Source organism: Oscillibacter sp. CAG:155, assembly GCA_000436875.1.
Classification (GTDB): domain Bacteria; phylum Bacillota; class Clostridia; order Oscillospirales; family Oscillospiraceae; genus Oscillibacter.
The window spans coordinates 1-9,528 of the sequence record FR890884.1; the positions used below are offsets into that span (position 1 = coordinate 1).

Annotated in this window: 6 protein-coding genes; 2 read left to right on the plus strand and 4 right to left on the minus strand. The window is 64.4% G+C overall.

Translation table 11 applies throughout. The annotated features are described in order from the left end of the window. On the plus strand, positions 1 to 1,123 hold a 1,123-nt coding region (locus QZL67_RS03885; RefSeq protein ID WP_292919819.1), incomplete at its 5' end, for a DHHW family protein. Between the two features lie 293 nt (positions 1,124 to 1,416). Here the strand turns inward: QZL67_RS03885 and QZL67_RS03890 are convergent. The 4 genes from QZL67_RS03890 to QZL67_RS03905 all read right to left on the minus strand — a co-directional run bounded on the left by QZL67_RS03890 (position 1,417) and on the right by QZL67_RS03905 (position 7,226). After that, the gene (locus QZL67_RS03890) at positions 1,417 to 1,818 is read right to left on the minus strand and encodes a rhodanese-like domain-containing protein (protein ID WP_022289456.1); all 402 of its coding nucleotides are present in this window, start codon (positions 1,816 to 1,818) and stop codon (positions 1,417 to 1,419) included. 67 nt (positions 1,819 to 1,885) lie between these two features. Then, positions 1,886 to 5,809 carry a M56 family metallopeptidase gene (locus QZL67_RS03895; protein WP_022289457.1) on the minus strand — a complete coding sequence of 1,308 codons (3,924 nt, stop codon included), beginning with the start codon at positions 5,807 to 5,809 and terminating at the stop codon, positions 1,886 to 1,888. After that, the gene (locus tag QZL67_RS03900; RefSeq protein ID WP_022289458.1) at positions 5,806 to 6,183 is read right to left on the minus strand and encodes a BlaI/MecI/CopY family transcriptional regulator; all 378 of its coding nucleotides are present in this window, start codon (positions 6,181 to 6,183) and stop codon (positions 5,806 to 5,808) included. Before QZL67_RS03900 ends, QZL67_RS03895 begins: the two co-directional genes overlap by 4 nt. A 164-nt stretch (positions 6,184 to 6,347) precedes the next feature. Beyond that, the gene (locus QZL67_RS03905) at positions 6,348 to 7,226 is read right to left on the minus strand and encodes an MBL fold metallo-hydrolase (RefSeq protein ID WP_022289459.1); all 879 of its coding nucleotides are present in this window, start codon (positions 7,224 to 7,226) and stop codon (positions 6,348 to 6,350) included. Between the two features lie 164 nt (positions 7,227 to 7,390). On the opposite strand from QZL67_RS03905, the gene QZL67_RS03910 reads away from it, so the two are divergent. Next, the coding region (locus QZL67_RS03910; RefSeq protein ID WP_292919821.1) for a UvrD-helicase domain-containing protein at positions 7,391 to 9,528 on the plus strand (2,138 nt) is incomplete at its 3' end.

Consider the following 9,528-nt stretch of genomic DNA (forward strand, 5'->3'; position numbering starts at 1 on the left):
AGACATGACAAAAGCATACAGCCGATTTCTCACGGCCCTGTTCTGCCTCTTCCTGGGCGGACTCATGGTCTGGCAGGTGCTGCTGCCAGACCGGGAGCGCTCCGACGTGGAGAACCGGACGCTGGCCCAGTGGCCGGAGTTCTCCTGGGAATCCCTCAAGGACGGCAGCTATACCGCCGCCGTGGAGGAATACTTCGCCGACCAGTTCCCCCTGCGGGACGCCTGGACGGGACTGAAGGCCCGGACGGAGCAGCTCATCGGCAAGACGGAGTTCCACGGAGTCTACCTCTGCGGCGACACCCTGATCTCCAAGGTGGATACGCCGGATGAGGAGCTGGTGACCAATAACCTCTCCTACATCACCCGGCTGGCGGAAAAGACGGACGTGCCCGTCTATCTGGGGTTCATCCCCTCCGCGGCGGAGGTGTGGCGGGACAAGCTGCCCGCCGGGGCGGAGAGTTGGGACCAGACTGCGTTCCTGGACCGGGCGGCGGAGGAGACGGGCCTTCCCACGGTGGACTTCGCCGGGGCCCTGACGGCCCACGCCGACGAGCCCATCTTCTACCGGACGGACCACCACTGGACCTCCCTGGGGGCGTTCTACGGCGCCAACGCGGTACTCTCTGCTCTGGGCCGTCCCACGCTGGACCGGGCGGACTTTACGCCGCAGGTGGTCAGCGACGACTTCAATGGCACCCTCTACTCCACCTCCGGTATCCACTGGCTGACGCCGGACGAGATGGAGTACTGGGTGGAGGAGGACGGCATCTCCGTCACCTCCTGGCGCACCGGCAGTCCCGAACCGGCGGCGCTGTACGAGAGGAGCTATCTGGAAAAGAAGGACAAGTACTCCTCCTTCCTGGGAGGGAACCAGCCGCTGTGCGTGCTGAAAAACGAGCACAACCCCGACGGCGGGAAGATTCTGCTGGTGCGGGACTCCTATTCCGACTCTCTGGCGCCCTTCCTGGCCCAGTCCTTTTCCGAGGTGCACCTGCTGGACCTGCGGTATTATCGGGCCCCGGTATCCCAGTACGCGGCGGAAAATGACATCGATGAGATCGTGGTGCTCTACAGCGTCCCCAACTTCATCACAGACCGGAACCTGGTGCTGCTGACCCAGTGACCCGGAAGAAAAACAAACAGCAAAGCGCCCCGGCCATTTGGCCGGGGCACTTAAAAGATCGAGAAAGTGGCAAAGCCACTTTCTCGAATAGGATGCAGCCCGCTGCGCGCAGGACTTGCCCATCTTTAACGGACAAATCCCACACTTACGGGCTGAGAAGTGTTTTCTCCGACGCACATGTCGCCGGAGAAAACCGATGAAACATGTTTCGCGCCTGCGGGCGCGAACTCTGCGAGGCTTCTTGGACAAGCTGTGCGCCCCGGCCATTGGCCGGGGCGCTTTGTGTTTGGTGCTCAGTCTGTGGTGGTCTCGTAGGGCCAGTTCAAAATGCCGCCGAAGTCCGAGACGTGGGTGTATCCCAGCTTTGCCAGTTTCCCGGCGGCCTGGGCGCTGCGGCGGCCGGAGCGGCAGTAGACCAGGATCTCTGCGTCCGGGTCCGGCAGAGACTCCGGGGGCTGGGCGCCGATGCTCTCCACCGGCAGGCATACGGCACCGGGGATGTGGCTCTCCTCATACTCGGCCTCCGTCCGCACGTCCAGCAGCGTCACGGCGTCGCCGGAGTCCAGCCGTGTCTTGGCCTCCTCCGGGGTAATGGTTTTCCAGGTGCCGCCGGCGGGGACGGAGCGCCTGCTGACCCACTTGAGCAGCGCCGCGCCGCAGATAATCACCAGCGCCAGATAAATGAGCTGTTTCATGGAAAAAACGTCCTCCTGTTTCAGGTACTGGTGACAGTATACCCGAAACAGGAGGAAAAGGGAAGGATCAGTTGTTTTCCAGCCGGAGGGAGACGGTCCGGGCATTCAGGTCCACGGTGTAGCGGTAGGTCCCCTGCAGGTGGAGCAGGGCGCCGCTTCTCTCATCCGTCTGCGGCTCCGGAAAGGTGACGGTGTAGGTCAGGGTATCGCCGGAGAGCAGGATGTCCTCCGAGCGGGGGGCGTCTGCGGGGGTGCCGGGAGGCAGGGGGAGGTCCGCCAGGGCGCCGTCGGGGAAGCGGAGGTACAGATGGGGCTGAGCGGAGGCGTCCGCAGGGCCGGAGGTCCAGATGCCGGTGTAGAGAAGATAGGTGTTGTCTGCCTGGGAGGTCTGGACGGAGAAGTGATAGCCGTCCTCCTGCTGCCGGCTGTCCTGGCACCAGGCCAGCCGCTGGGCATAGGTCATCCCGTCGGGCGTGGTGTCCAGCGCCCGACCGGTGAATTCCACCTGGGCGGCCCGGGAGCGGTAATCGGTCTCCTCCAGCAGGGCCAGATACTGTTCCTCCGCTGCGGTATCCAACCGGGCGGAGAGGTCCTTCCAGCCGGTGCGGGCCAGGACGGCCTCTGCCGCCTCCGTTGGGAACACGGTCCGAAGGTCGGTTTCGTAGTGGGCTCCGCCGCCGGGAGTCCAGTACTCCGTCAGCTGGTAGAGACCGTTGATGGCGGCGAAGGTCAGCGCCGCCGGGTCCTCGCCGCTGGTCTGGAGGGCATAGCCCGCCTCCGTCAGGTCATAGGAGCCGAAGGCGATGTAGAGATACACCGTGCAGGTATTGCCGGAGCGGCGGGTGTCCAGCACGTTGTAGGCCGCGGCGTAGAAGTCGTCCTTGTGGGCGGAGGCGTTCCGGCGGTGGTCCAGAATGGAATGGAGAATGGCCTCATCCAGATCGGAATAGGACCCGCCGATGCCGCCGGGGGAGATGCCGGTGCGCTCCACCAGCTCCTGCCAGGCCCCGGCGCCCGCCTCCGTCAGGCTCCGCTGGGACCAGGCCACATTCTGCATGGTGTGGCGCAGGTCCCCTTCCTCGTCAAAGAGCCCCTGGTTGTGGAAGGAAGCCAGGGCCTCGATCACCGCCGTCCGCTCCGCTGCCGGGTAGGTGCCGATGGTATTTAGGAAAGAGAACCCATTGGAGCAGAAGTCGTTGAGGAGCGTCCGGGCGTCCACCTCCGAGGGGGAGAGCAGTCCGTTGTCCATGGCGATTTGGGCCACGGCCGCCGCAAAGAGGGGAGAGGTCATCTCCCGGCCCACATCACTGGGGATCTGGACGTCCAGAAGGGTGGGCTCCCCGTCCCCGTCGTTTAGAAACACCACGAAGGGATTTTCCACGTAAAAGCCGCCCACCCAGCCGTCCTCCTGGACATACATGCCGCCGGCGGACTCCACCAGCTCCGGGGTGGGGGAGTGGAGCTCGTAGCTGAAGGAGTAGACCTCCAGACCCAGAGAGGTGTAGGGCTCCCCCAGCGCGATCCGGGAAAGGCTGGTGATGTGCCAGTCGTCCCACTCCGCCTGGGTGCCCACCTGCTGCTCCACGCCGTCCACCACGCCTGTGACGCCGGTGTGGGTCTGCCACCAGTCCAGTGCCTCCAGCGTTTCGGCCTTGGCCGCCGCCAGGGCGTATGCCGGGGCGTCGATGTCGTCGGACACGTGGTCGGTGTAGGTGTGCTGGTCCACCCGGTAGAGAGAAAGGGTGCCGTTTTCATAGTAGAGGTTCCGGTTCATGCTCAGGCCGCCCGTCTGCTCCGAGACGGGGCGGGTGAAGGCCTCCATGGTGATGTGGTCCGGGTCCTGGCCCCAGCAGTAGAGGTTCAGGTAATCGCAGTTGGGATAGGTCTCCCGGATGCGGCTGTTGAGATCGGCCAGACGCAGCCCCCCGTCGTAGGGGAATAGGAACCAGGTCTGCTGCTGCGCATTGACGGCCGAGACGCGCCAGAGCAGTTCCCGGGTGCCGTCGCCGTCCAGATCCGGCTCCCAGACGACGCTGCCGGCCTGGGCCAGCAGGCGCACTATTCCGGTGTCGTCAAAGTAATAATACCACGTCTGGAAATCGTCCCCCGTGGAGAAATGCAGCATGAAGCCGTCGTGGCCCAGGACGTTGGAATAGGAGGTGATCTGGATGCTGCTGCCCTCCGCGTCCGCCCCGTCCAGGGTCCAGAGGTGCTCCGCTTCAAATGGCTCCCGGTCCGACGGCCCGATGCCGGCGCACAGGGTGCCGTCCGCCGTCCGGTATACGGCCACGGTGTACGCATCTGCTCCGGACTCGGCGTAGATGGGGGTGAATGCCACGATCTCCCCCAGGCGGGTGTCCGGACTCGCCGGGGTGACCGCCGGTTCGGTGTAGAGGTCGGCGTCCGTCAGGTCGATGACGGCGTCCGGTGCATAGGAGGGCCGGGAGGGAAGGCGGAGGTTGGAGACAAACCAGTAGCCCCCGTCCGGCCGGACCGTGAGGGTCAGGCACTTGGTCCCGTCCGCATAAAAGGTGTCGTCGTAGTACAGCCGGATGGTGCCCCCCTCCCGCTCCCCGGAGGAGAAGGTCACCTGCATGCGGTAGTTGGTGTCCCCGTGGGTGTGGTAGTAGGCCTCCTGCTCCGGAAGATACTGGAAGCCTTGGAGACCGATGCCGCTGGTCTCCTCCAGGGTGAGGCCAGTGTTTTGGAGCAGAACATCGTCCATGGCGGAGATGGGGAGCTTATCGGTATCGCAGATCTTCTCACCGTTTTCGTCCAGGACGCCCAGCTGCCGCAGTTCCGCGTTGCTGACGGTCTCCTCACCGACGCCGCAGTAGAAGAGCTGGAAGAGGTCGATGTCCTCCGGCCGCTCGTACAGGGAGGAGAGGAACTGGTTATGGAGGTTGTAATCCTCACCGTTGAAGAACTCCTCGTTAAAATACGCCAGCTCCTCGCCCGTGAGGGGCCGGACCTTGGATGCGGCCGTTCCGCCGGTGAAGGTGACGGCGCACACCACCGCCGCCAGGGCGGCCACGGCAAAGAGGGCCGCGAAGCGGGTCTGACGGCTGGCGGCGATGCGGGTGATCCGGTCCCGGAGGGCCCGCTTGCCCGACGCCATGGTGGTGGCGGAGAGGAGGGGATTTACCGGCCGGGACTGCACCGGGATCAGCGCCAGCAGCGTCCGGCCGTAGGGGATGCGCTCCACCTCTCCCAGCTGCCGGAGGGCGCCCTCGTCGCAGGCCAGCTCGCAGTCCGTCCGGGAGACGGCGGCTGCCGCCCACACCAGGGGATCGAACCAGTAGACCGTGAGGCACACGCACCGCAGCAGCGCCCACCAGGGGTCCCCGTGGCGGGCGTGGGTCTGCTCGTGGACCAGCACGTGCCGCAGCCGCTCCGGCGTGGCCGCGGCGGCGGGGGTCAGATAGATCGCCGGGCGGAGGAGCCCGAAGAGGCAGGGGGAGGGCAGCCCCTCCGCCACCAGGTACACCGGGTACCGGCACCCGTCCACCCTGTAAGGAACTCTAACTTTACAGAGCTTGCGCCGGAAGCGGAGATTCACAAAGAGGAACCAGATGGCCATGACGGTCATGCCGCCGTACCAGATATCGCGCAGCAAATCAACCAGGGTCAATTTCTGATACTGCACCGCTGTTTCATCGTCCTGAACGACCCAGACCTGGGAGGCGGATGGAGAGATCGCCGCACTGGGGGCAAGGTCCGGGGCCTCCGGATGGTCTGTCAGCGGTTCCCGGTCTGTTGGGATGTAGAGCTCCTGGCGATCCAGCTGTTCTGTCACCGCCTGTCCCACCGGCTCCGCCGCCGTCAGCAGAGAAAAGTTTACTGCCGGCAGATTCACCGGCACCAGCAGCCGCACCAGCACCAAAAGCCACAGGGCGTCCTGGACCCGCCGGGGGACGGCGCTGCGGAACAGCACCCGCAGCAAAAGCAGCGCCAGGATCAGAATCGAGGATGTGAGAAGGATCTCCTTCATTTCTGCGCACCTCCCGCTCGTTCCAAAATGGCGGACAGCTCCGCGATGTCCTCCTCCGTCAGCGCCTTGCTCTGGGCCATGGCGCTCATCATCAGGCCCAGGCTCCCGCCGTAGACCTTGGAGAGGAAGTTCTCCGTCTCCGCCCGGGCGGCGTCCTCCCGCCGCAGCAGGGGGGTGTACCGCTTGGCCCGGCCGCCCTCCTCATGGGCCACGGCGCCCTTGGCCTCCAGCCGGGAGAGCATGGTGATGACGGTGTTTTTGCTCCAGCCCGTCTCCTCCCGCACCGCTGCCGTCAGCTCCGTGATGGTGCGGGGAGACTTGGCCCAGAGGTGGTTCATCAGCTTCCATTCACTGTCCGAGAGATTGATGGTCATATCGTCACCTCCTGTGTGGTATACAAATGTCTACCTCTTTTCTGAGTCCAACGTATCAGATTGGTAGACATTTGTCAACCTCATTTTGGTGACAGTCCGGTGACAAAAAAGGCGGCGGAGCAAATCTGCTCCGCCGCCGGGGGAATCTTTCTTTTTCAGGGGGGTCACACCGCCTGCCAGAGGAGGCGGCTTTCGGAGAAAGTGGCCGTCACGGCCCCCTTGTCCAGCAGATAGGCGAGGTAAGAGCGCACTGTGCTGCCCACCAGTACGTACTGGCTGAAGTCCATGGTCAGCTGGTAGCGGACAAAGACCTTCTGCAGCAGCTCCTCAAAGCCCACCGGCTCCCGGCACAGCTCCAGCACCACGCCGAGGATCTCGTGGACCTTGGCCCGGTTCACCTCCGCCAGGGGGCGGATGTCCGCCGCCGCGTCGGCGTGGGCGGGGATGAAGAGGCGGCCCTCCAGGGCGCAGACCTTGTCCAGCGTCTCCAGATACCCCGCCACGTCGTAGAGGAACTGGATGTGGTACTTTTGGATGACGGCCTCGCTGGTGAGGCAGTCCGCCAGGAACCACACGCCGTCGTCGGTCCGGAAGCCGCACATATCAAAGAAGTGGCCGGGGAGGGGCAGCATGGAAAGGCCCGCGGGCAGGTTCTCCTCCGTGAGAGGCCGGCAGTCACTTTTCTGGGCCAGGAGGAACTTATTGCGCAGCGGTTTGGGGGGATAGCCGCCGTAGAGGAAGGCGGGCTCCAGAATGGGGTGGGAGGTGATGGCGGCGTCGATGCCGGGGGCATAGGCGGGAACGTGAAGCCGCTGCTGGAGCAGGGCGTTGCCGCCGTTGTGGTCGGCGTTGGCGTGGGTGTTGAGGATGCAGGTAAGCACCCAGCCCTGGGCTTCCAGGATCTTCTGCACCTTGCGCCCGGCGTCCTTGTCGCCGCCGCTGTCGATGAGCACCGCGTGCTGCCCGTCCGGCACCCACAATCCCATCTTGGCGGGGCACTGGATGTAATAGGTCCGGGGGGCGGCCTGGATCAGTTCGTACATGAAAACACCTCCTGCGCATATATGATGGCGGACGGTATCCGCCGTCTTTTTCCCCAATATAGCACGGCGGCGGAGAAAACGCAATCCGGCGGGGTTTTGCGGTTGACCCGACCCGGTTTTTGCCGTAAAATAGTCAGCGAGACTTTAGGGAGACTGGTGAACATATGACTGATTTCAACGAACGATACATCGCCGCCCGGCGGGCCTTCATTGCCCGGGATTTCCAGCGGCTCAACCCCATGCAGCGCCAGGCCGCCATGACCACCGAGGGGCCGCTGCTGCTGCTGGCGGGGGCCGGCAGCGGCAAGACCACGGTGCTGATCCAGCGGGTGTACAACCTTTTGACCTACGGCCGTGGCAGCGACAGCGACGAGGTGCCGGACTGGGCTACGGAGGAGGACCTCCGCTTTTTGGAAAACCTGCCGGAGCAGCTGGATGAGGAGACCCGGCGGCGGGCGGTGCGCCTTTGCGCCGTGGACGTGCCCCGGCCCTGGGAGATCCTGGCCATCACCTTTACCAATAAGGCGGCGGGGGAGCTGAAGGAGCGTCTGGCGGCCCGGCTGGGCCCGGCGGCGGAGGACATCTGGGCCTCCACGTTCCACTCTGCCTGCGTGCGTATCCTCCGGCGGGACATCGACCGCATCGGCTTCGACAAGGACTTTACGATCTATGACACCGACGACTCCAAGCGGGTCATCCGGGACATCCTCAAGGAGCTGAACCTGGACGAGAAGGCCTTCCAGCCCCGCAGCGTCCTCTCCATCATCAGCCACGCCAAGGACGAGTACCAGAGCCCGGAGGAGTTTGCCGCCAAGCACGCCAACGAGAACGACTGGAAGATGAGCCGCATCGCCAAGGTCTACGCCGCCTACGCCAAAAAGCTCCGGGCGGCCAACGCGCTGGACTTTGACGACATCATCTACCACACCGTGACCCTCCTGCGGCAGGAAGGGGATGTGCTGGCGTACTACCAGAACAAGTTCCGCTACGTGCTGGTGGACGAGTACCAGGACACCAACCACATGCAGTACCTGCTCACAAGCCTTCTGGCGGGCGGGCGGAAGAACCTCTGCGTGGTGGGCGATGACGACCAGTCCATCTACCGCTTCCGGGGCGCCAACATCGAAAACATCCTGAACTTTGAACAGCAGTATCCCGCCGCCCGTACCATCCGCCTGGAGCAGAACTACCGCTCCACCCAGAACATCCTGGACGCCGCCAACGCCGTCATCAAGAACAACACCGGCCGTAAGGGCAAGACCCTCTGGACCGACAACGGCAGCGGCGACCCCGTCACCATCAAGACCACCTACAACGAAAGCGACGAGGCCAACTACGTGGTGGGCGGCATCCTGGCGGGGCTCAACCGGGGCCGGAACTTCCGGGACACGGCGGTGCTCTACCGGATGAACGCCCAGTCCAACGCCCTGGAATATGCCATGAAGCGCAACGGCATTCCTTATAAAGTGGTAGGGGGCATGAAGTTCTTCGACCGGGCGGAGGTCAAGGACATGCTGGCGTATCTGTGCGTTCTGAACAACCCCCTGGATGATCTGCGGCTGCGCCGGGTTATCAACGTCCCCGCCCGGGGCATCGGCGCCACCACCATGGACAAAGTGGCCCGCCTGGCGGAGGAGCAGGGGTCCTCTCTCTATGAGATCCTCCGCAACGCGGATGTGTTCCCAGAGCTCAAAAGCGCCTCCGGCAAGCTCCTGAAGTTCGCGGACCTCATCGACGGACTGCGCCGGGCGGGCGCGGAGCTGGCCCTGCCGGAGTTTTACGACGCGGTGTGCGAGCAGACCGGCTACATCAAGGCCCTGGAGGAGAAAAACGACATGGAGAGCCGGGGCCGCATCGAAAACGTCCAGGAACTCAAGTCCAACATCCTGGGTTTCCTGGAGCAGCAGCCGGAGGACGCCACCCTCTCCGGCTTCCTCAACGAGATCGCGCTGTACACGGACCTGGACAGCGTGGCGTCGGACGATAACTGCGTGACCATGATGACCATCCACTCCGCCAAGGGCCTGGAGTTCCCGGACGTGTACGTGGTGGGCATGGAGGAGGGGATCTTCCCCGGCTCCTCCGCCCAGTACGACGAGGAGGAGCTGGAGGAGGAGCGGCGGCTTTGCTACGTGGCCATGACCCGGGCCAAGGAGCACCTGACCCTCACCAACGCCCGCCAGCGGATGCTCTACGGCCGCACCGCAGCCAACCGGCCCTCCCGGTTTTTGGAGGAGATCCCGGAGGAGAACATGCACTGGCTCAGCAAGCCGGAGCCCCGCTTCGGCCAGGGCGGCCGGTG

Bases quoted from the DNA above. Each gene is read 5' to 3' on its own strand.
- QZL67_RS03905 (WP_022289459.1), bottom strand. From the start codon at position 7,226: ATGTACGAACTGATCCAGGCCGCCCCCCGGACCTATTACATCCAGTGC.
- QZL67_RS03895 (WP_022289457.1), bottom strand. From the start codon at position 5,809: ATGAAGGAGATCCTTCTCACATCCTCGATTCTGATCCTGGCGCTGCTT.
- QZL67_RS03900 (WP_022289458.1), bottom strand. From the start codon at position 6,183: ATGACCATCAATCTCTCGGACAGTGAATGGAAGCTGATGAACCACCTC.
- QZL67_RS03890 (WP_022289456.1), bottom strand. From the start codon at position 1,818: ATGAAACAGCTCATTTATCTGGCGCTGGTGATTATCTGCGGCGCGGCG.